Raw genomic sequence first — 24801 nt, forward strand, 5'->3', positions numbered from 1 at the left:
AAACCAAACAGGGATACACTATTTGGTCAACACCATTATGACAACGCTGTCATTATTACCATTCAATTTTAGTTTGTAAAGTAAAAGTGAATAAAAATTTACCTTTTTTACTGTGCTGTACATTAGCCAGCTAAACACTGACAAATATTTTGCGCTTATACATCCAATGTAATAAAAGCATTTGCACCAGCAAAAGCGCAACCACGCCAATCAGTGGCTGCCAATCGGTAGCTGCAGCTGTAATAAAGCCACCAAACACGCTATGGCTTATAAACTCCCAATTCACTAAGCTTGATGCCAAATAAATAATGATTGAGTTAGCGCCAATAATCACAAACGGATAAGCTAATTTTTGGCCATTGAGAATATCAATCACCGCATAAAACACAGCCAGTAATATTGCGCTCCATCCGACTGTGACTAAAACAAATGAACTGGTCCATAATTCTTTATTAACTGGAAACTGTAAATCCCAAAGCCAACCTAAGCAAACACTCACAACACCTGCAACAAATAATATGCCTGCTGTTTGCCATTCGCCAATCTTACTTGCTCTGGCGATTAGTTGTCCTGCAAATACCCCAAACATGGCATTCACAATAGCTGGTAGACTCGATAACACGCCCTCGGGGTCGACGGCTCTATTTTGATAACTAATACCGGGTAAAAAATGCGAATCAAACCATGCATTCCAACTCCCCTGTGCACTTAAATCACCAGCGTTACCTCCTGGTACAGGAATAAAACACATCAAGATCCAATACCCTAGCAGGAGAGCGATTGCTGTAAAGAGCTGTGTGCGAATACTGGTATGCCACACTAGCATTGCACAGAAAAACCATGCAATCGCTATTCGACCAAGTACACTCGCATAGCGTATTTCATCGAAGGCAAGCGGAATACCTGTGCCCCAACCATGGTTATACATCACCCCTAACCCGCACAATAGCAATAACCGCTTTAACGCTTTAGCATAAAAAACTTTTCGCTCTTGCCATGGCAGATGATCGATGCGTTTTGGTGCTAAGCCCATCGCCACACCTGATAAAAAGATAAATAACGGAAAAATCAAATCGTAAAATGTAAATCCATGCCATGCACTGTGTAGCGTATGCGCTTCAAATACCTGCCAACCAGTCCAACCGGTTAAAACAAATAAAGCGGCAAAAATAGATTGCCCACCTAAAATCCAAAACATATCCATGCCACGTAAAGCATCAAGAGATGCTAAGCGCTTTTTACTCGGCTTTGTGTCTGTATGTGCTGTTGTCATTATTTTTACTCTTAAATAAAAAGCCCCGCGATACAACTGCGGGGTTTTTACAGGGAAACATTACACTGCATTACCTGCAATATAAGTGGCTTTTACAAACTGGTGTTCATCGAGCACCACGAAGTCTGCATCAAAGCCATCAAGTAAACGTCCCTTTTTCTTGAGGTTTAAATATTCTGCTGGATACAGTGCAGCCATGCGTAAACTTTCACGGAGGCTTACATCCAATGTATTAATGGTATTACGCACAGCACTGGCCATGTCTAATACACTGCCTGCTAATTCGCCCGTACTTGAGTTTAATCTATCCCCAGTACGAATTACTTTGCGCCCGTCAAAAAAATCAAATTCCATATCATCGGTACCCACTGGCGGCATTGCGTCAGTGACTAACATAATTTTGCCGCGCTGTTTGGTGCGAATAGCTAATTGTGCAGACAATGGATGTACATGATGCCCATCAACAATTAAGCCACACCAACTGTTATCATGCCAAAGCGCAGCGCCAACCACGCCTGGTTCACGCGATGTAAACGGCGACATCGCGTTATATAAATGTGTAAACCCATCGGCGCCAGCATTGAGTGCCGCCATTGTCGTTGTATAGTCAGCATTAGTGTGACCTAGTGATACTTTTACACCACACGCCACTAAGCGCTCAATATCAGCAATGCTGACATTTTCTGGCGCTAAGGTAACCATTTTGATACCTAAATCTTGACGCGCATAAATGGCAAATTCTTGTTCGCTAATTGGGCGAATAAACTGCTCACTGTGTGTGCCTTTTTTTGGAAAAGACAAATGCGGACCTTCAAAGTGAATACCTAATACACCCGCGACCCCTTCGCATATTGCTTTTGCTGTTGCATCAGCAGCTGCTTGCATGGTTTCAACTTTATCGGTGATAAGTGTTGGCATCAGTGCCGTTGTACCAAATTGACCATGCGCTTTTGCGATACGATCTAAGCAGTGTGTGCTTTGCTCAGCATTAAAAAATGCCCCGCCACCGCCATTAACTTGTACATCGATAAAGCCTGGCGCAACTAAACCATTTAGCTCAATAACACTGCCTGTGGTGGAAGTTTCAAGATGAAAAATGCCATTTTCAACGCTGAATAATGCATTATCTAGAAATTTTTCAGCCGTGAATAAACGTGTCGCGCGATAGAAGGTTTTCATTACAGTGCTACCTTTTGGTTTTGCTCTAATACTGATTGCTGTGCAAAATAAATTGCGCCCATTTCAGGCGGTTGCTTTGGTACTTCAACGAGTTTTGCAATTGCTGGGTCAAGCCATTGATTTAAAGGCTCTGCAAGACCACCGATCATAGATAAACGCGGAGGATTGTTCTCTAATAAACGATGCGCTAACTGACTCACGTATTGCGCTCCGTCTTTTACAATGGCTAAAGCGATTTGATCGCCTTGGTGTGCTGCATCAAATACATAGCGAGCAAGTTTTGCATAGCTACTTGACGGTTGTCCGGCCATTTGCTCTGCAATGCCCATTGCTGTGGTGACATTAAAATGCTCTTTAACCACTGGCGTCATTATCGTGTGAGGACCTAAACCATCTAGCTCCATTAACACCGCTTTAATTGCCTCTAAGCCCATCCATGCGCCACTGCCTTTATCGCCAAGTGCAAAACCATGACCGCCGTAATTCACCGACTGCCCTTTTACATATGAAAAACCACATGAGCCAGTACCCGTGATTATCACAGCACCATCACCGCCTTCATGAGCCCCGATACACGCCGTATGTAAGTCAGTAGTTAAAAACATTTGTTTAAATGGGTGCTCCCACTCTGTTATTTTTTCATATAAGTTCGGTAAATTAACACCCGCCAATCCTAAACCGGCATACACTTGATGAATAGACTCTAATGGCAAACCTGCATCGCGCATCGCCAATTGTGTAGATACCATTATTGACTCTAATGTGCGCTCCAACCCATGTAATGGATTCGCAGGGCCACCTAAACCTGTTCCTAATACCCCGTTTTGCGCAGAGTATATAGTTGCACGGCACTTAGTTCCGCCACCGTCGATACCAATATACAATTGGTCCTCATTCGCACTCTTAGCCATCATTTAACGACCTCTAACCTTCGTTTTATATTTGTATTAATCGCATGTTTTTTATTATCTTAATGCGATTCACCCGCAACCCATGTTGAATTAATGTTACACAAAAAATGACAGCGTTGTCATTAAGTTTTTTATAAAAAATCTCACATATCCCACATTTATCTCTAATTAATTGAATTAAATAAATAATTAATATCAATTAAATTAGTGTCGACTATCTTTTAACGTAATAATAAGGTTTAAAAATGACATTATTACCTAAAAAAACAACAAAAATGGTGATTTATAACACTATTTTCATAACTTAAATGGCCAAAACATAAATAAAAATGCAGAATATGCATTCAGTTTACCAAAGAAAATAATTTAGTAAAGATTCACTGACGATATTGGAATATTTTTTCTAGTGGTAGATTAAAAACAATCGCTATCTTAAAAGCGACCTCCAGCGACGGTGAATACCTTGCCGCTTCAATTGCGGCAATTGTTTGACGCGTCACCCCAACGACTTCAGCTAATTGCTGCTGCGTCATTTCATTATGCTGAAACCGTAATGTACGGATCGTATTAGTAATCGCTAACTTTGCCATTCTAACCTCTATATAATAGCCAAGCTTCGGCCCCAGCGCCGATTATCTCGCTCACCAACGCTGCGATTACTAACTGGTGAACCGGACTAATTGCAAACCCAAAATGTGGGTCAATCAGCATTGCAAACACCGCGTTCACAACGCCTAATTGTAAAATAAGTAGTGCAACACTTTTTGCTTTTAAGGCAATAGCCTGTTCACGTTCATCTTTCGCTTGATCCGCATATTTAGTATTAAATATCGCTAAGATAATGTGCATCACAATAAGCATTACAACGGTTTGTATCGTAAGTGATATCAACAAGCCACTTGCTAATAACGGATCCATCTGAGCTTCTGGCGTCATTGATAATACTGACTGCAAGTAATTAAACAACACAACCATCGTTATGCACATCTCAAGTAACCGCGATTTTTGTGTATAACTCATATCCCCCCCTTATAAAAATAAATTTTATGTTAAGTATACTTAACATTAATGAATATAAGAGTGAGCTCGCACCATATCAAATATTTTTAACATAATGTTATATTTTTAATACATTAGTTTCAAAGTAACAGGGAATCATCAATGCAAAAAAACTGTGCCGCACTTTGTTTTAATGCATCAGCCGTCAGTCTATCAGCGCCATAGACGTCACACGGTACATTATAATGATGCTGTAAATGACCCAGCAATAAGGCAAAATCCCCGTCGCCGGAGAGTAAAATAACTTTGTCGAGGTTTTTACCTTGTTCTAGCATGTCGATGGTGATGCCGACGTCCCAATCGCCTTTTGCGCTGCCATCTTTACGCTGAATAAATGGTTTTAGCTTTACCTCAAAACCAATCGCACGAAGAATATTTTGAAATTGAGATTGCTTTTCGTCCCCGCGATAAATTGCATATGCAATCGCGCAGTCTATATCATAGTCATCACTGATTTTTGCCCAAAAGGCATTGTAATCAAAGTTTTTTCGGTAGCTCTCTCGACAGGTGTAATAAATATTTTGGACATCGACAAAAATCCCCACTCTCGGCTTTTTCGCCGTTGTACTATGTATTTCTTGACTCATGCGTTATCCCTTTTAAATTAATCACACTACTGTAGCATATCCTGATTAATTTCAAGCCCTTGCATTTAGCTTACAAGTAACCTAAATTAGTTACATTGAAGCATGTAACCAAAATTGGTTACTTTTCTTTATGTAACTTAAATCAAGGACATTTATGATTGCGGTGATCAGCGGTGATGTGATCAAATCACAACATATTCCAAAGCACGACTACGATGCGATGCTCTACCAGCTCGACCAAAGTTTGCGAGCAATTACTCAACGCCATCTAGGACAAAGTATTATTTATCGAGGCGATGCTTTTCAGGTGCAAATAAATCAACCACCCCAAGTATGCCGTGTCGCAGTGCTACTTTACTTACATCTTAAAGCCACCGGCTATGAAATTCGCCAAAGCCTTGCCATTGGTGAAATAGATAATGCTAGAGCCGATATTAAAACAGCAACAGGCTCTGCATTTACATTATCGGGGCGCGGTCTTGACGAAATCCATAACCAACGCTTTACTCTTAGCAGTATTGATGAACTCAAAAATGATGGCTTAACCCTTAATCTAGCTTTTATTGACGTGCTCCTGAGCAAAATGACACACAAACAAGCGAATGCCTTATATGTCTATTTAACCGCAGAAAACAATCAACATAGTGAACTTGCTAAACAATTAAAAACCAGTCGTGAGAATGTGACCAAGTTACTTAATCTTGCACATTATCAGTTGATCGAGCGTTTTTTAGACTATGCAGAGCAGGCCATTGCTAATGCCGTGATAGGAGTAAAAAAATGAGTTTTATGTTGTTATTAGTTGCATTATTTATCGGTCATATTTTAGCTGATTTTTATTGGCAGCCAATGAGTTGGGTTAATAACCGTAATACACGTCACTTTCGTGCTAAAAAACTGTACTTGCATGTGCTAGTGCACGGTCTAACTACGGCAGCAATTGTCAGCTGGTGGGAGTTTAGTTTTGGCTGGCAAGAGCTCTCGCGTATCGGTATTGCCACAGCTATTGTTATCGTGACCCACTACTTAATTGATTTAGCAAAATCATATTCAAACAAAGGGGTTGTGCCATTTATCATTGATCAACTTGCTCATCTTGTCGTGATACTACTACTGACTGTGTGGTTGAGCGACAACAGTGAATTTATTACCAGCATTTGGCAATGGCTGATAACCCCCACTACATTATGGGTGCTATGTGGCTATTTACTGGTATTGAGTCCCAGTGCTGTGTTCATTCGTATGATGTTAGAGCGTCTCACTACCGGGTTTAGCTCCACAGGAAGTTTACCAGCAGCGGGGCAAAGTATTGGCATGCTTGAGCGAGTTTTAATGCTTACATTTATTTTGCTAGATCAGTTGGCTGGCGTTGGCTTTTTATTAGCAGCAAAATCGGTATTTCGCTTTGGCGACTTACGTGCCAGTAAAGATAAAAAACTCACCGAATATGTTATGCTCGGTACACTTTTAAGTGTCACCGTCACCTTATTTATTGGCTTAGCAGTTAATTATCTTAAAGCATTATAGAAATAAAAAGCATAAAAAACGCGCCAGCTTAGGCGCGTTTTTATCAAAATATTATTACGTGTTACTCGCGCCATCATTACCAGAGCGACGACGTTGACCACTGCCACCAACAGATTGACGCTTAGCCCATGGGTTTTGTGTTTGCTCACCAGCGGCTTTAGCAGCAGGTTTTTTGCCTGAGCCACCACGGCGTGGGCCGGTGCCATTACCGCCGTTATTATTTGGCTTTTTGCTATCAGACTTAGGTTTAGAAAAAGGCTGACCCGCTTTTTTAGGCTTTTTAGGTTTGATAGGTCGTGCATCAAGCTCTCTTTCAGGCACTCCTTTTGTTGGCTCAAAACCAGCTTCTTTTGCACGTGGGATCAATTCACCGATAAAACGTTCAATACCGTATAAGTCATCAGCATCTTCCGGTGTTACAAATGAAATTGCGTCGCCAGATGCACCCGCACGGCCGGTACGACCAATACGATGCACATAATCTTCATACACATTAGGCAAATCATAGTTAACTACATGTGGCAGTTCAACAATGTCTAAACCACGGGCAACAATATCCGTTGCCACAAGTACGCGTACTTCGCCACTTTTAAAGCCTTCAAGCGCTTTAACACGCGCGCCTTGAGATTTATTACCATGAATTGCAGCGCCAACAATATCATCGCGCTCTAACTGCTTTACTAAACGGTTTGCACCATGTTTAGTGCGGCTAAATACCAACACTTGTTGCCAATCATTAGTACGAATTAAATGACTTAACAAGGCGGTTTTACGTGCTTTATCTACCGCATAAACGCATTGGGTAACACTTTTTGCCGTGGTATTTTTTGCAGCGACTGAAATTTCGACCGGATCATTAATAAGCCCTTTCGCAAGCGCTCTAATATCGTCTGAGAACGTCGCTGAGAACATCAAGTTTTGACGTTTAGCAGGTAACTTGCTGATGATACGTTTAATGTCATGAATAAAGCCCATATCAAGCATACGATCAGCTTCATCAAGCACCAACACTTCGAGGTTATCGAACTTCAAGGCATTTTGGTTATGCAAATCCATTAAACGACCCGGAGTAGCAACTAAAATATCTACGCCTTTGCGTAAACGCATCATTTGCGGATTAATTTTAACACCACCGTACACAACAAAAGAACTGATATTAGAATGCTTAGCATACTCTTCAACGTTCTCGCTTACTTGTAATGCCAGCTCACGGGTTGGGGTTAAAATTAAAGCACGAACTTGGTTAACCTTGGCTTTTTGGCCTGTTGATAAGCGCTCAATTAACGGTAAAGTGAAACCCGCTGTTTTACCTGTACCAGTTTGCGCTGCAGCCATAACATCACGACCTTCAATGATCGCAGGAATGGCTTGAGCCTGAATTGGTGTTGGCGTTTCATAGCCCTTTTCTAAAACCGCATTAACTAAAGACTGTGATAAACCTAACCCATCAAAACTCATATTTTCTCTCAATAATTTTAAGGCCCAATCGGCCAATGGCGCATTATACCGATCGTACGCAATAATGCATGGTATATTCACGTTTGAAATAGCGTCAGCCAAATTTAACTAGCCACATCACACTATAACTCACTAAAAAAACACAACCTTAAAAAAACAAAAAAGCGGCACTGTGGCCGCTGTTGAAAAGCTATCATCACTTGAGTGATGCTATTTAACACCTAACTCACGCAGACGCTCTTGTAAGTAACTGTCAGCAGTATAACGCGCTGATAACACCACATCTGGACGCGGGTGCAAAAATAACGGCAACGAAATACGTGACTTAGATGACGCTTTGCCAGTAGGGTTAATAACACGGTGAATAGTCGACGGAAAATAACCACCTGACGCTTCTTGCAACATGTCGCCAATGTTAATAATTAAACTGCCAAAATCGCATGGCACATCTAACCAACCGCCATCTGTTTTTTGTACTTGCAAGCCTGGCTCATTTGAAGCAGGTAATACCGTTAATAAATTAATATCACCATGTGCAGCAGCACGAATAGCGCCAGGTTCTTCATCACCTGTCATCGGCGGGTAATGTAATATACGTAATAATGTTTGCTCTGAATCAGCAATCATATCTTTTAAATCGATTGAAAACTTAGCACGCACATCCGCTGGTGCTTCAGCTTGCACCCAGCTTAACAATGTCGCAGCAAACTCATTGGCTAAACGATAATATTCGCGAATATCTGCTTCTAACTGCGCTGGTACACGGCCTTTTGGATAAACATGAAAGTATTCTTTAATGTCTTTAACTGTAAAGCCTTTTGCAACTTCTGATACCGAAGGCGGAAAGTAGCCATCTTGAGTGTCTTTAGAGAATAAGAATTCATGTTTTTGTTCAGAATTAAAAAAATCCTGCCAATTTTTATAAATTGATTCAACAAGAGACTGTGGAATTGGGTGGTTTTTTAATACACCAAAGCCCGTATTTCTAAGAGACTCAACAAATTGAGCGGCCGCATCGCTCGCTTTATAATCAACGGTAGGTAATTGCATGTTCGTATCCAATGAATTAAGTTGTTAAAAGCCTTTGCTAATCATAGCAGTTGCTCCATTGTAGCGCTTCGCGAGCATAATAAAACGGGCAAAAAAACATAAGGACTTATGTCCTCTTTAGCTGGGTAAGCGTTTATTACTTGATGCAAATCAAAATGTTGCTATTGTGGATAAAACGCCAAAACAACTGTAATTATAAACGCACTTTAATGGTCTATTCTTCACTAACCTCTTTCATTAAGCAAAGGTAACCTATGCGCCAAAAAATTTCGTTCAAAAGTGGTGATTTAACACTCGCCGGTCAGCTTGAAACACCCGCCAGTGATATTAAATTTTATGCCTTGTTTGCCCATTGTTTTACCTGTGGTAAAGATATCGCCGCAGCAAGTCGAATTAGCCGAGCACTCACTCAACAAGGTATTGCGGTATTACGCTTTGATTTTACTGGCCTTGGTAATAGCGATGGTGATTTTGCCAACAGTAATTTCTCATCAAATATCCAAGATTTAATTGCCGCGGCAGATCACTTACGTGAACACTTTAAAGCGCCACAATTATTAATTGGTCATAGTTTAGGGGGCGCAGCGGTACTTGCAGCTGCCGAACACATTGCTGAAGTACAAGCCATTACCACTATTGGCGCACCATCAGATGCGCAACATGTAGCGCATAACTTTGCCGCTCATCTTGATGAAATTAATAGCAAGGGCGAAGCCAAGGTAAATTTAGCAGGGCGAGAATTTACCATTAAAAAACAGTTTGTGGACGACATTGCCAATTACGACCGCAGCCATATCAGTAAATTAAAGCGAGCATTGTTAGTAATGCACTCCCCTATTGATGCCACGGTAAGTATTAACGAAGCTGAAAAGATTTACGCCGCTGCTAAACATCCAAAAAGCTTTATTAGCCTAGATAACGCCGACCACTTACTCACTAACAAAGACGATGCAGACTACGCAGCAGACGTTATAGCATCATGGGCAAAACGTTATGTGGATTTTGATAAAAACCAGTACAGTGCCAAACTTAGCAGCGGCAATGTATTAGTTGAAGAGAAAGATCATGTCTTTACTCAGCATGTAAGTACCAAGGATCATACTTGGCTTGCCGATGAACCACTAAGTGTTGGCGGTAATAATTTAGGCCCAGACCCTTATCACCACTTACTTGCTGGACTTGGTGCATGCACCGCGATGACTTTACGTATGTATGCAAGTCGTAAAAACTTGCCACTTGAACACATAAAGGTAGAACTGGACCACAGCCGTGATTATCACGCCGATTGTGATAACTGCGAGCAAACCGACAAACTCGAAGCCATCACTCGTAAAATCACCCTGGTGGGCGATTTAAGTGACGCTCAGCGCCAGCGCCTATTAGAAATTGCCGACAAATGCCCTGTGCATAAAACCCTGCATAACAACCCACTGATTGTAAGTGAGCTGGTTGATTAACAACAAACTTCCCGCTTAGGCATTTGATTTATACACCTGAAATTTGGTATTTTTATCATTTGCCTACCAACCACCTCCGCCACCTCCACCTCCTCCTCCGCCAGAAAAACCGCCACTACTGGAGAAGCCTGAACTCGACATAGAGGATGAAACACTTGAGTTTCCCAAAGCTGAATAACTCATTCCATCTACACAATTAAGAAATTCTGTCTGGTCAGAAAAACCACCTGAAAACCACATCGGTGTATATCTATAAGGATTGAGAGATTCTGAAATTTTCTTCTTTTTACGTCTTTTTTGTTTTCTAAATTGTCCTCTTTTAAACCTAAGAACATTATCAAATCGAGCACACCATTCATCATGCAAATCCAGCGAAATTGCATACGGTAAAAATTTCTCATATTCAGTTTCAGTGAGCAAGAGATCGTCTTCAGGCAGTTTTTTAGCGGATATATATTTTCGTATTTGCATTGAACTTACCAGTAATGGCTTCCCGTATTGGGAGGGGCCGCGATTTAAAGATAATGCAGTTATACTAAGTAACAATAAAAAAGCCATCGAGATCGACAACAAGGGTACAAAACTACAAAGAAGCCACATCCAAGGAAGCCAAGTAATACATATAAGTAAGCACTTTTTTTCCCACTGTGGCTCAACATTCTCATCAGTGTCCTCAAAAATACTTTCGTAAATAGCCAACCATATAATGCACACGGGAGCAGTCATAAGAATAACAAGCGGCCCCCACAGAATATCAGTCCAATCTGAAACGCCAAATATCAATTGTAAGCTAACAAATACCGACGACAGAGCAACAGTAAAAAGTGTGTATTTAATATTCCACGTAAAAATACTTGTCGCTTTTAAGTCTTTGCTAATCGCACTAGAAAAAAGTTTAAAGAGTTCTCGATTTTTCTTTCTATTTTCACGGCTAACTTGGTAACTCCCACCCTGTTTAATAACCCAATCGAGAATACATTGTTCATTTTTTGGTAAAGGAGTGTTTGGTAGGTTTGTCTTAAGTGATAATGTTAATGTATGGGTATAAAATGAACCTTCTTTAATACCACTATCAGAGGGGAGGTATTCATATTTTATGCCTAGATAGCCTTTAATAGCTAAGTGAGTGCTGGCAGAAGTTAAATCTCTCATTGTACTATTTGAAAAAATTGCGTGGTTTAATATGTAATTAATTATTGCAGGGCTAATTTCACTGGGCACATCAGTAATATCTGGAGTATCGACATTTTCATCTGGATATATACCAACCTTACGCCAAGACCAATAAACAAAACCACCCACCGTACCCGAAAACGTGATAAGCAAAATCCACTCTAAAAAATCCAGTAAAAATATAAAATAAAATACCGAAGGTTGATCTATTATATCTTTAGGAAGCGCGAGAACAATTGTCATCCCCTCCCCTAAACCTAAGTCTTGCGTAGCAGTAAACCTAAATTGATTTTGTACTGGATTATCAACAATATAATTATCTTCTTTCTCTGTGTAAGAGCCGGTATAGGCTTTGTACTTTAGGACGCTGGTTTGTTCTGGTAGGTTAACTACAACCATTGACTTCTCTATTGAAGTTGCCCATTGATGAGGAATGGCATTAAAATATAACTCATCATAATTTTCAAAAAACCGAATTTCATCTGATAGTTGATAAGTAATAATAAAGCTAGCAGGCCCATAATCTAACTCTTTTTTAGGATCACCTACTTTTATGATTGCGTTGCCATTTGAAATGGTTGCTTGATAAGGTATTGATGTATTATTTAACTGAGCACTTAGCATCTTGAAGCCAGCTAAATATTCACCACCATAACGGCCCTCAAGTAATAATGGGATTCGTCTATAAATACCATGCTTGAATATATAACCACCGGCCGTTATATCAAACTGCTCAGTGACTATTAGATTGCCATTGGGTTTTACATCAATTGTTACATGTAATCCAGCTGTTGAATCAGCCTCCCTTGCTTCTGCATAAGAAGGCATCAACATAATTAAAAGTAAAAAAATTATGCTTCCTTGCAAAAAATATTTCATTGTTAGTTTGATCCTTTTAAACAACACTTATCTTTTCATTAGATGCTTAATATAATAAAAACTCTTTTATATTTTTTTTCATTTCATTTATTAAATCAGCAGGCCCACCATCATACATATCATTATGGCGTGAGTTCTCTATCGAAATCTGCGTAACCGGATACTGTGCTAATTCATCTTCATTGAGTAATACCTGATTATCCGCAGGGTAATCACTGCCACGTAACGTTAAAACCCGAATGTTTTTATTGCGAGGTAACAACATACGCCGATGATCAAGCGTAATAATTTGACTCACTTGCTTAGGATAAATCGCCGCGTAAAGCGCGGCTATATCACCGCCATTAGAATGGCCAAATAACGTTAACCGCGTAAAATCATACTCTGGGTAGCGAGGGCTCAACTCGGTCACTAAAAATTTAAGAGTGACCACACCACGATGCCAGTTTTCCATACGAGTGGCCATATAAGGTGGCGTGCGGTTGAGCGCAGGATCGCTGTCTAATTCATGGGCTACAGCAATGGTTAAATAGCCCTTAGCTGTAAATATATCAGCCGCAAACTGATAGTCAGTATGCGCAATACCATATCCGGCATTAATAAATACCACAGGGCATTTTGTTTGTTGGCTACAATGCTCGTTATATGCTGGTAATGAAATACTGATCGGGATCGCGCGGTCACGCGCTTTATCAACAATCATTTCGCTGTTTGTTGCGGAACTGGCGACGGCACTGACTATGAGAAAGAAGAAGCTCACAAGGTACTTAAAAGGTAGTGGCATTAATTTGCTCGACTTATTTTATTTAAATTATAAAGTACTTTAAGCTTTTGAATATTAATTGCAATAAAACGAGGTACCTAAAACAGCAGAAGAGTTTTAAAGAAAAAAATAATTATTATAAATTTATGCGATAATAGTCGTATTGTCCTAACGTCTATTTAGAAAAGAACCTATCCATGAAATCATACAACAGCATCGAACAGCGTATCGATATTTTACAAAGCAGAATTGAAGCGTATCAAGATGAAATCAAAACGCTAGAAACAGAGCCAAAAAATAATAACGAGCGTATTATTTTCAAATTTATCGAAACAGGCAGCACCGGCAAGACTAAAGATTTTGTGCGTGAATTAGGCATTAAATCACCACGCGATAGTTTGTATTCATCAGGTGATGTATCAAAACTCATCAAAGATGGCGCCAGTGATATTTCCCCTGCATTACTTGAAATTGCCCGCGCACTTGCCAGCGCACGAAATAAAAATGGCCCTGCCTGCTAATTAAGCATTAGATTAGCCGTGTCATAACGGCTAATCCACCAGCTCGATATCTAGTCCGCTGAGTAAGTTTAACGCTGCAAAGCGCTCAAACTTAGCCCGGCTAACATTATTATTTTTAATATCAATATTAAAATGCATCGCACCGACAAAGTTTACTTTACTCAAGTTTGTTTGCTGAAACAGGCTATCTCTAAAATCAGTGTTACTAAAATCACTGGTAGCTAAATTAGCCTGTCTAAAATCAACATCTTTGGCAAAACAGTCCGTCATGATCAAGCCTTTTAACTGTAACTCATAAAACGAGCTATGACTAAGTTGGCAATTTTTAAAACTCACCGATGAAGTAAGTGACAATTGTGGCCAATTTACCTGCGCCCATTGAATACTGTTGAGCTTACAATCAACAAAGCTGACTTCTTCTAACGAACTATAACCCCAATTTAAATCGCTTAAATTACAGTTAATAAATTCACACTCAATAAAACGACAATTACTAAATTGACTATGACTAAAATCACATTCAATAAACTGGCACTGTTCAAACTCAATGTCACTAAAGCGCTGCGCGCTGGCAACACATTTTGAAAATTGCTGATCGAAATAATCGAACTCTTTAAACACTCGAATGCTTAACCTCTAAATCGTTTTTCAAAGCAAGAACTGCGATATAGATCAACCCAAAAATAGGAATAATCGCTAATAGCCCACCAATTACAGCAACAATAACCGGTGTTGTTGTTTTTCTTTTACCAAGGCGATAACTTATCCACGTAAAAAATGGGATGCATACTATAAATATCAAAGCCAAGAACTCACCAAGCAAAGTTGCACTAATACTCATTTACTATCCTTAATATATTTTTATTAAACCATTTTGATTACACCATAAAAAAACCCTTAAGCCTACACTTAAGGGTTTTAAATCAATAGTAAGATTAAGTGCTAATTAATCACTTATTCTGCTGATTTTTCAGCTTTTTCAACAACACTAATAGCAAGCTCTGTAAGCGAATCTGCATTTGCTTTACTTGGTGCGTTAGTTAACAAACACGACGCTTGGGTTGTTTTAGGGAAAGCAATCACGTCACGAATATTATCAGTACCACACAGTAGCATTGCTAAACGGTCTAAACCGAACGCTAAACCAGCATGTGGTGGCGTACCGTATTTTAACGCTTCAAGTAAGAAACCAAACTTGTCTTGCTGCTCTTGTGCATCAATACCTAGGATTCTAAACGCTGCTTCTTGCATATCTGTATTATGAATACGTACCGAACCACCACCTACTTCGTAGCCATTTAGTACCATATCGTATGCATCTGAAATAGCCGCTGCTGGGTTTGCTTCAAGTTCGCTTGCATTTACATCTTTTGGTGCTGTAAATGGGTGATGAACAGCATGCAATGTACCTTCGTCGTCTTCTTCAAACATTGGGAAGTCAACAACCCAAAGCGGAGCCCAGCTATTTAGATTAGTGATCTCTAAATCAAGGCCAATCTTAATACGTAGCGCGCCCATAGCTTCGTTTACTGTGTTGCGTTTATCAGCACCGAATAAAATGATGTCGCCAGTTTGTGCGTTAGTGCGTGCAAGAAGTTCGTTGATCACCTCTTCATTTAAGAACTTAGCGATTGGCGATTGCACGCCTTCAGCGCCTGCACCGCGGTCGTTTACTTTCATCCACGCAAGCCCTTTCGCGCCGTAAATGCCGATGAATTTAGTGTAGTCATCTAGTTGCTTACGCGAAAGTGATGCACCGCCTGGTACTGTTAATACCGCAACACGGCCTTTTTCATCATTGGCAGGACCAGAAAAAACTTTAAACTCGACGTCTTTTACTAAATCGGCAACGTCAATTAATGTCATTGGGTTACGTAAATCAGGCTTATCAGAACCATACAAGCTCATTGCCTCAGCGTAAGGCATGATTGGGAACTCGCCTAAATCCACGTCTAGCAATTGCTGCCACATTTCGCGGATCATTTTTTCTGTGATACCACGTACCTGAGCAGAGCTCATGAACGAGGTCTCTATATCGATTTGAGTAAACTCAGGCTGACGGTCAGCACGTAAATCTTCATCCCGGAAACATTTAACAATTTGGTAGTAACGGTCAAAACCCGACATCATCAACAATTGCTTGAACAACTGCGGAGACTGCGGTAATGCGTAAAAACTGCCTTTGTGAACACGGCTCGGTACTAAATAATCGCGCGCTCCTTCTGGGGTAGCTTTTGTAAGTACTGGCGTTTCGATATCTAAGAAATTATTTTCATCTAAGAAACGACGCACAAAGCTGCTAGCTTTAGCGCGTAGTTTAATACGGTCACTCATTTCTAAACGACGAAGGTCTAAGTAACGATATTTTAAGCGACGCTCTTCAGAGTTTACCTGATTAAAATCAAGTGGCAACGGCTCTGAACGGTTGATGATAGTAAGGCCTGTGCCTAAAATTTCAACTTCACCCGTTGCCATATCTTTGTTGATTTGGCTGTCAGGACGTGCGCGAACTACACCTTTTAATTGTACGCAAAATTCTTGACGTAATGTATTCGCGGTATCCATTAAGCCTTCAACTTCAGGATCGAATACAACTTGTACTAAACCTTCTCTATCGCGTAAATCGACAAAGATAAGTCCACCAAGGTCACGTCGTTTGTTGATCCAACCACATAGTTCAACTTCTTGATCTACGTGAGTTTTATTTAGCTGTCCGCAGTATATAGAGCGCATAGTTTTCCTGTCAGTGTAAAGACGAATAGCCGCTTCCCCTAAGAATTGCTGTTTTTGAGGGAGAATAAGCCACTATTTATAAATCATTTTAGGGGGAGCATTATACCCAAGTTACTTGAAAATGCGAGCTCGGCAGCAGCTACTATGCTTTCAATTTATAGATTTGGTATACTAGCCAAAACACACAATCAGTTAACCGTTTTATGTTGTATTTAGGGTGTCCGCAGTGGTCAAGTACCGCGTGGAAAGGCAATTTATTATCAAGTCACTGCAAAAATGCCGATATGTTGCACGAATACGCACAGGTGTTTAATTCAGTCGAAGGCAATACCAGCTTTTATGCCGATCCTAGTGTTGAATCATTAAATCGCTGGCGTGATGCTGTCGGCAATGACTTTAAATTTACTTTTAAATTCCATCGACGCTTTAGTCATGAATTACAGCTTACTCATATCGATGACGAACTCACTGAATGGTTTAATTTATTCGAGCCAATATTGTCTCATGTTGGGCAAATCATGTTGCAGCTACCAAGTAGTTTTAGCCCCAAACAACTGCCGTTATTAGCACAGTTTATTGCCAAGCTCCCGACAGGTTTAAACTACGGCGTTGAAGTTCGCCACCCCGAATTTTTTAAGAAAGGCGCAGCCGAAATTGCCTTTAATCAGCTATTAATAGCAAACAATGTCAACCGTATCTCAATGGACACCCGCGCATTATTTGCAGTTAAGCCGAACACTGAAGCACTCATCGATGCCCAACAAAAAAAGCCCCATTTACCCGTGCATGCCATTGCAACAGGCAATCAACCTATGGCCCGCTTTGTGATTGCCGATTTAGATCATGACTATAAAAGCTATTACCAACCGTGGCTTAAAAAAGTAAAACAATGGCTTGATGAGGGTAAGCACCCGTATGTATTTTTTCATACTGCAGATAACCGCCAAGCACCATTATTAGCACGCGAGTTTTGCCAAGATTTAGGTTACCAGCACCCCGTGCTAAACCCTTTCACTGGTGAAAAAGAAGCCAGTCAAGCCAGCCTTTTTTGACTCGCGTTGAAAATTAATTAACTACAAAGAAGTATTGAATGAGTGATTTTAAACGCTATTTTAGCGGCTATCCAGAGCAAATTGTAACGCAAGTAATGCAGCTTATTGAAAATGATAAACACGGCGCGTATTTAACTAAAAAATACCCAAGCTCCCATAATATTACCAGTGACAAGTCGTTATACGCATACGCCACTGAGCTTAAAAAGCGCTATTTAAAAAATGCGCCACCGTTTGGCCGCGCCGCGTTTAAAAAACAAGGCGATATGGTCACTAACGCGCTAGGTACTCATACGTATCGTATGCAAGGTAAAACCCGCAAGCACGATTTAGCCATCAACAGTGATTTACTGCGTGCACCAGAGGAATTACTCAAAGCTTTAGTAGTACACGAGCTCGCCCACTTTAAGGAAAAAGACCACAACAAAAGCTTTTACGCCCTGTGCTGCCACATGGAGCCAAGCTACCATCAACTCGAATTAGATTTACGGATTTTTTGTGTACTAGTAGCTGAAGGTAAAAACCCTTACACATAAAAATAACTGAATCACAAAGTACATAGCCGTACAGTTAACATATAAATACTATGCAAGATGAGTACGGGAGATTTCTTCATTTACCCAATGTAGTAATTGCTTTATCGCTTTTGAAAGTACCTGATTTTGCCTCACTATATAACCTAAACTGGTAGTTGGAAATTGCGGTAATGCGGTCACTGTAGTAGTTAGATTTGCTTTACTGCGCAGGGAAAACTCTGGCACGATGGCAACGCCAAACCCCGCTTCAGCCCAATCAATTTGCGCATCGACACTGCCCACTTCCATCACCCGGTAATTTGGTAAGTTTAAAGATGGCAAGGCACTATCGAGCAAGTCTCGGGTTCGCGTATCATGGCCGAGTAAGATTAATGTTGGCGGCTCAGTCAATGTAACATTGTTATCGTTTTTGGCCTGCTGCCATAACTTTAAATGATTACCTAATGCACACCATTTTATCTGCTGTAATTGCGTAAAATGCAGCGGCTCACTTTCTTTTTGGGCAATCACAAACCCTAAATCAGCTTCAGCACTTTTAACCAATGCTGACGCTTGCGAAGACGTTGTATTGAGCAAAGTAAAGTCAATGCCAGGAAACTGGCGCTTAAAAAGCTGAAAAGGCTCAATCAACAATAAACGAGAAATTATATCACTGGCGGCAATTGTCAGTGTGCCTTGGCTGAGATCATTAATCGCATTTAAGTCAGATTGGCAAACCTGTAATTCCCATAAGGTTTTTTGTCCAGACTCTAATAGCCGTAAACCCGCTTGGGTCAAACTAAAAGGATTACGTTCTATCAGTTTAACCCGTGTCGTTTTTTCTAACTGCTTAATATGCAAGCTAACATTTGGCTGTGTCATATGCAGCGCATTGGCTGTTTTACCAAAGTGCTTTAACTCAGCCAATGTGACAAAAGTTTTTAACCAGTGAATATCTAGCATCTTTATGACCTTAATGGTGTGAAATCGATATGAAATTCTTATCAAGATAATAATTATAATTAATTTCTCTTATTTTAATAGAGCGCATACCATATTCGTTCAATCAATTTGGAGATTAAACTATGCCGTCAATTGTTGTTGTAGGTGCAAACTGGGGTGATGAAGGCAAAGGCCGTATCGTCGATTTTCTAGCTGAGAACGCATCTGCTAGCATTCGCTTTCAAGGTGGTAATAACGCCGGACATACCGTTGTGAATGACTTTGGTACGTTTAAACTACACCAATTACCAAGCGGTATTTTTAATCCTGATTGTATTGCAGTACTAGGCCCAGGCATGGTGATAAGCCCTGGCGCATTAAGCGAAGAAATAGCCGAAGTTAACGCCGCCGGTGTTGATGTAAAATTATGTATTTCTGATCGTGCAACGTTATGCTTACCATTACACGCCCTTGAAGATACCCTCGAAGAAGTGCGCTTAGGCGATGCTGCTTACGGCTCTACTCGTCAAGGAATTGCACCTGCATACGGCGACCGAGTAATGAAAAAAGGCATTTTAGTTGGCTGGTTAAATCAGCCAGACGTTTTATTAGAGCGTATTCAATTTATGCTGGATTGGAAAATGCCACAGCTAAAAGCCCTTTACCCAAGCTGTGATTTTTCACAAACAGCTGAACAAATGACTGAGTGGTTATTAGCTGTCAGCGCTCCTTGGCGTGAATTTATTTGTAATGTAACAGAGCCTTTAAAAGCACTGCAAAAGCAAGATGCCAACTTATTGTTTGAAGCGCAACTAGGCGCAGGCCGCGATTTAGTTTACGGCGAATACCCGTATACTACATCATCAAACGTGACTGCTGCCTATGCAGGAATTGGCAGCGGGCTGCCAGCTTTGCGCCCTGAGCGTGTTATCGCTGTGGCTAAATCATTTAGCTCATCTGTTGGTACAGGTACACTCGTTACCGCCATGGCAGAGCAAGACAATTTTCGTGAAAGCGCGAACGAATATGGCGCAGTGACTGGCCGCCCACGTGATATGGGTTATTTTGATGCAGTTGCCACCCGTAACGGTGTTGAATTACAAGCAGCCACTGAAATCGCTTTAACCAAAATTGATTGCCTATCTGGCATGAAAGATTTAAAAATCTGCGTTGGTTATGCAGGCGATCACAGCGAAAACCCTATTTGGCCACAAACAGCGGCTTTAACGCCAATCTATGAAAGCATGCCAGCGTGGGATGAAGATATTACCGGTTGTCGTACCTTCGACAGTCTGCCTGCTGCAGCGCAGCATTATGTAGAACGCATCGAAGCACTGATGGGAGTACCTGTAAGTATGGTGTCTGTAGGCCCTGAGCGTGAGCAAATGATTATCCGCTAAACACTCAATTGCTATAACCCAAGTGGTTTTATAAACCACTTGGGTTATACGCTAGGCAATTGCAGATTTTCATCCACTATCTGAACAAAAATATTTTGAGTCAGTTATTCAAAAATATTAATCATTCCATCATAAAATAATTGATTGTCACCACAAGTGTATTTAAAGCACATTTAAACTCGATTTAACGCGTTCTAGTACAACGGTGGTTCTAAATGATTTGATATTATCGTTCTCATGAAAAAACTTATCACAAATCTCTTGAAAGCGCTGCATATTAGGCACAACTAATATCAGTACAAAATCAGCTGCACCCGTAACATAATAGCATTGCTGCACTTCAGGACCTGAAAAACGTTGCTTTAGTAGCTCAAGCTCAGAAATATGTGTCCTGTTAACCTCCACTTCTACTAAAATAGTGATAACTTGATTTAGCTTATCTGGGTCTAAAATCGCCACATTTGATACAATATAACCACTTCCCCTGAGTTTATGGATACGGCGCTGCACCGAGGCGGTTGATAGATGTACCGCTTCAGCCAGTTTTCGAAGTGGAGTTTGGCAATCTTTCTGGACTAATTCTAAAAGCGCATAGTCATAGCGATCTAGTTTCATAATATCTCAAGGTGATAAATTTTCTCGCAAACAGTACTTTTTTAGAGCCCATTTATCAATGGTATTGAAATAAAATATACACACCTAATCTCTTCTATATACCGACTATGCAAAACTCTACTAAAACTTCATTGGGAGTTACTTTAAATATAATTTCATCAGCACTTTTTGCACTAATGTTTGCTTACACTTCACTGTTAAATGAACTTCAAGGTCAAGAAACATATGGTTGGCGAGTTTTATTTACGGTGCCATTTTTAACTGTTTTTATTCTACTAAAAGGTTACTGGCCACTAGTACTGGGCATATATACGAGGGTGCGATATGAAAAGTATTTTTGGCTAACACGGCTCCTTTCATCTTTTTTAGTTGGTGTACAATTATGGCTATTCATGTGGGCACCCGTAAATGGATATGGTCTAGCGGTTTCATTAGGCTACTTTATCATGCCAATTACTATGGTAATTATCGGACGGCTTGCTTTTCAAGAGCGTTTAACCCCGCATCAAAAAGTAGCATGTTTATTTGCTCTCATAGCGATTTTAAATCTATTAATTGTTTCTCAATCATTTTTGTGGCCGGTTTGGGTTGTATGCATAGGTTACCCTATTTATTTTTGGCTACGAAAAAAAACAAACACTAATAACATTGGTTGCACATGGGTTGATATGCTCTTGAGCCTTCCCATAGCCTGTTATTTTATCTTTGCCAATGGACAAGTTGTCACGGAGTTAACCGTAAATTTAACATTGCTTTATTTAGTAGTAGGACTTGGGGGGATTAGTGCTCTAGCGCTTTCGTTTCAATCCCTATCTGCCCCCTATTTAAATTTAAGCCTTTTTGGTTTACTCGTTTATGTTGAGCCTGTGCTGCTATTAATAGTGGCGATTCTTTTAGGCGAGACTATCAACCAAAAGGATTGGCTTACGTACATAGCTATTTTGCTTGCGGTCGTCACATTAATTCTTGAAGGTATAAGAAAGTTACATTTAACTCATTATCGCTAACATTGCTTACTTCTTATATTGCAACGAGGTTTATCAGTAATCCCTTAAAGCAACCAACTCCACACAAACCAAAAAGCGCAAGGTAAACTCGCGCTTTTGTTGTGTTATTTAAAGCTTAAAGCTTGGTAGCTTTATAAACCAAGTTCTGCCATAAAGTCGTCATCTAAATCACTTGCTTTAGCAGCATCATCAGCAGCTTTTTGTTTTTCTGCTTTATGCTTTGCTTCGTTTTCAATGATGTCATCTGGGTCAATAGCTTCAGCAATATCAAAATCGTGCAATTTGATAAACTCAGTTTTATCCATTGCTAATTCTAAATAAAAGATATTTTGTTTACTGGTGGTAAATGTCACGCGCCGTGCTTGCGGTCTATCCATCGTAGTATCGACCGAAATCTGTACTTGCTTATTGATGGCCATCATCTTCGGTTGATTTTGGGTAATTGAAGTATGTAGCTGCTCGCGTACCTTTGAAGTAAAATCACCAACGATTTGGTTCATCAATTCACCGAGTACATTTGATACGTCGTCCGATAAGTGACTATGAGCGAGTTCTTCTTCAGGCATCCCCATATTACGCATGTAATCATGATAAATCTCCATCGCCGCTTGCGAGGTGAAATTAGTAATTACCAGTCCTGTAAATCCGCCATCAAATAACACAAAACAACCGATATCAGGACGCATACAGGTGCGGGTTATTTTTTGTACCATTGCTGAGTAGCTAATACTATTACCACTTGCCGATGACAATACACTCGTTACAGAATGACAAAGAGTTGCCAATATATCATCTGTGCTGATCACTTTACTTTTGCTCATAAACTTCTCTTTTTCTACTTGTTATTCATTATTCTAGCCAAGCTACTGAAATTATCACTGACTATCCAGCATAAAATGCTAAAATAGCCCTATTATTTTTCAAGAGACTGTTTGTGTGAACATAAAAGACAGCATTTATGCCACTGAGCAAGCGGTTAAAGACTTTAGCTTTGACCAACATGTAGTAGAAGTTTTCCCAGATATGATCCAGCGCTCAGTTCCGGGTTATGCAACCATTGTTAGTACGATGGGTAAATTGGCCGGTGAATATGCGCAAAGCAATTCAAACCTTTATGATTTGGGCTGTTCCCTTGGCGCAGTAACATTAAGCATGCGCCGTAATATCCGCACTGATAATTGCCATATTATTGCCGTTGATAATTCTCAAGCCATGGTTGAGCGCTGTAAATTACATTTGCACGGCTTTCGCTCAGAAGTGCCTGTTACAGTCACGCTTGGTGATATTAATGAGCTAAATATTGAAAACGCGTCAGTGGTCGCCATGAACTTTACTTTACAGTTTATTCCACCCGCACAGCGCCAAGCCGTGCTTGAAAAAATATACGCGAATTTAAAACCCGGTGGTGTATTACTGTTAAGCGAAAAAATCAAAGGCGAGAACGAGCAATGCGATAACTTGCTAATTGACTTGCACCACGATTTTAAACGCCACAATGGTTATTCTGAATTAGAAATTAGCCAAAAACGTACCGCCATTGAGAATGTAATGCGCCCAGATACTTTAAATGCTCACCTTTCTCGACTTACCGATATTGGCTTTAGCCAAACCCAAGTGTGGTATCAATGTTTTAATTTTTGCTCACTGGTAGCAATCAAGTAACAAATATAAAGAGTAATTCAATGTCTCAATGGTTTAACCAATTTTACGCCGCAATCGCACAAAGCCCGCTAAGTCACTGGCTGGAAACGCTACCTAGCCAATTAAAACACTGGCAATTAGAGGCAAGTCACGGTGATTTACCAAAATGGCAGAAAGTGTTAAAAAACTTGCCTGAAGTGGCGACCAAACACGTCAATATTATCGACAAAGTTGAAATTGGTGCCCCAGGCGAAATGACCGACGGCGAACAAAAACAAGTTACACACTTATTAAAACGAATGATGCCATGGCGTAAAGGCCCTTTCAGCCTACACGGTATTGAAATTGATACTGAATGGCGCAGCGATTGGAAGTGGGACCGTTTATTACCGCACATTGAGCCGCTAAAAGGCCGCACGGTTTTAGACATCGGCTGTGGCTCTGGCTATCACTTATGGCGGATGCGCGGTGAAGGCGCTGAGTTTGTGGTTGGCATTGATCCGTCTGATTTATTTTTATGTCAGTTTCAAGCCATCAAACACTTTAACCCAGATGAAAACGTGCATTTATTACCGCTAGGTGTTGAAGCCCTGCCTGAGTTAAAAGCCTTTGATACAGTGTTTTCGATGGGTGTGCTTTATCATCGTCGTTCCCCTATCGACTTTTTAGCACAATTAAAAGCGCAGCTTCGCCCAGGTGGTGAATTAGTGCTTGAAACCTTAGTTATTGAAGGCGATGAAAACACAGTACTCGTGCCCACTGACCGCTATGCGAAGATGCGTAACGTGTGGTTTATTCCGAGCACGGCAGCGCTAAAACTCTGGATGGAACGTGTTGGTTTTAAAGATGTGCAAGTGAAAGACTGCGCTATTACAACGCTTGAAGAACAACGTAAATCAGATTGGATGGAAAACGAGTCCCTGATCGACTTTTTAGATCCAAACGATACTAGTAAAACCATTGAAGGTTACCCAGCGCCGTTGCGTGCAATTTTGACTGCAAAGGCTTAATACTAAAGGAACTAGGTTTTAGGTGCTAGGAACTACCTAGCACCTGCGA

The 24801-nt window shown here is 40.5% G+C and carries 26 protein-coding genes; 10 read left to right on the forward strand and 16 right to left on the reverse strand.

Annotated elements, in window-relative coordinates:
* Nucleotides 1–130: 130 nt before the first annotated feature.
* From nagX to H5200_RS13025, 6 genes are all read right to left on the reverse strand, one after another.
* On the reverse strand, nucleotides 131–1273 hold the full coding sequence (nagX, locus tag H5200_RS13000) for a transmembrane glucosamine N-acetyltransferase NagX (protein ID WP_182761632.1): 1143 nt from the start codon (nucleotides 1271–1273) through the stop codon (nucleotides 131–133).
* A gap of 60 nt (nucleotides 1274–1333) precedes the next feature.
* Nucleotides 1334–2452, reverse strand: a complete 1119-nt coding sequence (gene nagA, locus H5200_RS13005) for an N-acetylglucosamine-6-phosphate deacetylase (RefSeq protein WP_182761633.1) — start codon at nucleotides 2450–2452, stop codon at nucleotides 1334–1336.
* Complete coding sequence (nagK, locus tag H5200_RS13010) at nucleotides 2452–3366, reverse strand: N-acetylglucosamine kinase (RefSeq protein ID WP_182717969.1); 915 nt, start codon at nucleotides 3364–3366, stop codon at nucleotides 2452–2454. Before nagK ends, nagA begins: the two co-directional genes overlap by 1 nt.
* Nucleotides 3367–3740: 374 nt before the next feature.
* Nucleotides 3741–3953 (reverse strand): helix-turn-helix transcriptional regulator, encoded by a 213-nt coding sequence (locus tag H5200_RS13015; protein WP_182717968.1) that lies wholly within the window; start codon nucleotides 3951–3953, stop codon nucleotides 3741–3743.
* Between the two features lies 1 nt (nucleotide 3954).
* Nucleotides 3955–4383 (reverse strand): hypothetical protein, encoded by a 429-nt coding sequence (locus H5200_RS13020; protein WP_149982956.1) that lies wholly within the window; start codon nucleotides 4381–4383, stop codon nucleotides 3955–3957.
* A 119-nt stretch (nucleotides 4384–4502) separates the two neighbouring features.
* On the reverse strand, nucleotides 4503–5009 hold the full coding sequence (locus H5200_RS13025) for an NYN domain-containing protein (protein ID WP_179959226.1): 507 nt from the start codon (nucleotides 5007–5009) through the stop codon (nucleotides 4503–4505).
* Nucleotides 5010–5163: 154 nt separating this feature from the next.
* On the opposite strand from H5200_RS13025, the gene H5200_RS13030 reads away from it, so the two are divergent.
* Both H5200_RS13030 and H5200_RS13035 read left to right on the forward strand, forming a co-directional pair.
* Entirely contained in the window at nucleotides 5164–5793 is a 630-nt protein-coding gene (locus H5200_RS13030; RefSeq protein ID WP_145242329.1) for a hypothetical protein, read from the forward strand.
* Nucleotides 5790–6536: a DUF3307 domain-containing protein gene (locus H5200_RS13035; protein ID WP_149982955.1), complete on the forward strand. Its 747-nt coding sequence runs from the start codon at nucleotides 5790–5792 to the stop codon at nucleotides 6534–6536. The genes H5200_RS13030 and H5200_RS13035 overlap by 4 nt, the downstream gene beginning before the upstream one ends.
* Before the next feature lie 54 nt (nucleotides 6537–6590).
* Here the strand turns inward: H5200_RS13035 and H5200_RS13040 are convergent, their stop codons facing one another.
* The gene (locus tag H5200_RS13040; protein WP_182761634.1) at nucleotides 6591–7994 is read right to left on the reverse strand and encodes a DEAD/DEAH box helicase; all 1404 of its coding nucleotides are present in this window, start codon (nucleotides 7992–7994) and stop codon (nucleotides 6591–6593) included.
* A 210-nt stretch (nucleotides 7995–8204) separates the two neighbouring features.
* The gene (locus H5200_RS13045; protein WP_145242335.1) at nucleotides 8205–9044 is read right to left on the reverse strand and encodes an isopenicillin N synthase family oxygenase; all 840 of its coding nucleotides are present in this window, start codon (nucleotides 9042–9044) and stop codon (nucleotides 8205–8207) included.
* A gap of 254 nt (nucleotides 9045–9298) precedes the next feature.
* Here H5200_RS13045 and H5200_RS13050 point away from each other — a divergent pair, with 254 nt between their 5' ends.
* Nucleotides 9299–10501, forward strand: coding sequence for a bifunctional alpha/beta hydrolase/OsmC family protein (locus H5200_RS13050; RefSeq protein WP_182761635.1), 1203 nt, complete (start codon nucleotides 9299–9301; stop codon nucleotides 10499–10501).
* 63 nt (nucleotides 10502–10564) lie between these two features.
* On the opposite strand, the gene H5200_RS13055 is transcribed toward H5200_RS13050, so the two are convergent.
* On the reverse strand, nucleotides 10565–12553 hold the full coding sequence (locus tag H5200_RS13055; RefSeq protein WP_182740042.1) for a DUF2207 domain-containing protein: 1989 nt from the start codon (nucleotides 12551–12553) through the stop codon (nucleotides 10565–10567).
* A gap of 46 nt (nucleotides 12554–12599) precedes the next feature.
* Complete coding sequence (locus H5200_RS13060) at nucleotides 12600–13337, reverse strand: alpha/beta hydrolase (RefSeq protein WP_182761636.1); 738 nt, start codon at nucleotides 13335–13337, stop codon at nucleotides 12600–12602.
* Nucleotides 13338–13513: 176 nt separating this feature from the next.
* Here H5200_RS13060 and H5200_RS13065 point away from each other — a divergent pair, with 176 nt between their 5' ends.
* Entirely contained in the window at nucleotides 13514–13837 is a 324-nt protein-coding gene (locus H5200_RS13065) for a hypothetical protein (protein WP_182717963.1), read from the forward strand.
* Between the two features lie 30 nt (nucleotides 13838–13867).
* Here H5200_RS13065 and H5200_RS13070 read toward each other — a convergent pair whose 3' ends face one another.
* From H5200_RS13070 to aspS, 3 genes are all read right to left on the reverse strand, one after another.
* Nucleotides 13868–14458, reverse strand: a complete 591-nt coding sequence (locus H5200_RS13070) for a pentapeptide repeat-containing protein (RefSeq protein WP_149982949.1) — start codon at nucleotides 14456–14458, stop codon at nucleotides 13868–13870.
* Nucleotides 14451–14678, reverse strand: coding sequence for a hypothetical protein (locus H5200_RS13075; protein WP_149982948.1), 228 nt, complete (start codon nucleotides 14676–14678; stop codon nucleotides 14451–14453). The genes H5200_RS13070 and H5200_RS13075 overlap by 8 nt, the downstream gene beginning before the upstream one ends.
* 113 nt (nucleotides 14679–14791) lie before the next feature.
* Entirely contained in the window at nucleotides 14792–16570 is a 1779-nt protein-coding gene (gene aspS, locus H5200_RS13080) for an aspartate--tRNA ligase (protein ID WP_145242380.1), read from the reverse strand.
* A gap of 203 nt (nucleotides 16571–16773) precedes the next feature.
* On the opposite strand from aspS, the gene H5200_RS13085 reads away from it, so the two are divergent.
* Both H5200_RS13085 and H5200_RS13090 read left to right on the forward strand, forming a co-directional pair.
* Nucleotides 16774–17622: a DUF72 domain-containing protein gene (locus H5200_RS13085; protein ID WP_182717961.1), complete on the forward strand. Its 849-nt coding sequence runs from the start codon at nucleotides 16774–16776 to the stop codon at nucleotides 17620–17622.
* Between the two features lie 38 nt (nucleotides 17623–17660).
* On the forward strand, nucleotides 17661–18158 hold the full coding sequence (locus tag H5200_RS13090; protein ID WP_149982946.1) for a M48 family metallopeptidase: 498 nt from the start codon (nucleotides 17661–17663) through the stop codon (nucleotides 18156–18158).
* A gap of 48 nt (nucleotides 18159–18206) precedes the next feature.
* Here the strand turns inward: H5200_RS13090 and H5200_RS13095 are convergent, their stop codons facing one another.
* On the reverse strand, nucleotides 18207–19100 hold the full coding sequence (locus H5200_RS13095) for a LysR family transcriptional regulator (RefSeq protein ID WP_145242350.1): 894 nt from the start codon (nucleotides 19098–19100) through the stop codon (nucleotides 18207–18209).
* A gap of 122 nt (nucleotides 19101–19222) precedes the next feature.
* Between H5200_RS13095 and H5200_RS13100 the strand changes: the two genes are divergently transcribed.
* Entirely contained in the window at nucleotides 19223–20479 is a 1257-nt protein-coding gene (locus H5200_RS13100; protein ID WP_182717960.1) for an adenylosuccinate synthase, read from the forward strand.
* A 162-nt stretch (nucleotides 20480–20641) separates the two neighbouring features.
* Here the strand turns inward: H5200_RS13100 and H5200_RS13105 are convergent, their stop codons facing one another.
* Nucleotides 20642–21094, reverse strand: a complete 453-nt coding sequence (locus H5200_RS13105; RefSeq protein ID WP_182740037.1) for an Lrp/AsnC family transcriptional regulator — start codon at nucleotides 21092–21094, stop codon at nucleotides 20642–20644.
* 107 nt (nucleotides 21095–21201) lie between these two features.
* On the opposite strand from H5200_RS13105, the gene rarD reads away from it, so the two are divergent.
* Complete coding sequence (rarD, locus tag H5200_RS13110) at nucleotides 21202–22101, forward strand: EamA family transporter RarD (RefSeq protein ID WP_182717959.1); 900 nt, start codon at nucleotides 21202–21204, stop codon at nucleotides 22099–22101.
* A gap of 131 nt (nucleotides 22102–22232) precedes the next feature.
* On the opposite strand, the gene H5200_RS13115 is transcribed toward rarD, so the two are convergent.
* Nucleotides 22233–22922 (reverse strand): DUF3334 family protein, encoded by a 690-nt coding sequence (locus H5200_RS13115; RefSeq protein ID WP_145242354.1) that lies wholly within the window; start codon nucleotides 22920–22922, stop codon nucleotides 22233–22235.
* A gap of 115 nt (nucleotides 22923–23037) precedes the next feature.
* Here H5200_RS13115 and cmoA point away from each other — a divergent pair, with 115 nt between their 5' ends.
* Nucleotides 23038–23763, forward strand: coding sequence for a carboxy-S-adenosyl-L-methionine synthase CmoA (gene cmoA / locus H5200_RS13120; protein ID WP_145242356.1), 726 nt, complete (start codon nucleotides 23038–23040; stop codon nucleotides 23761–23763).
* 20 nt (nucleotides 23764–23783) lie between these two features.
* Nucleotides 23784–24752 (forward strand): tRNA 5-methoxyuridine(34)/uridine 5-oxyacetic acid(34) synthase CmoB, encoded by a 969-nt coding sequence (cmoB, locus tag H5200_RS13125; protein WP_182717957.1) that lies wholly within the window; start codon nucleotides 23784–23786, stop codon nucleotides 24750–24752.
* The last annotated feature ends 49 nt before the right edge of the window (nucleotides 24753–24801 follow it).

This window comes from Pseudoalteromonas sp. SG43-7 (genome assembly GCF_014164295.1).
Taxonomy (GTDB): Bacteria; Pseudomonadota; Gammaproteobacteria; order Enterobacterales; family Alteromonadaceae; genus Pseudoalteromonas; species Pseudoalteromonas rhizosphaerae.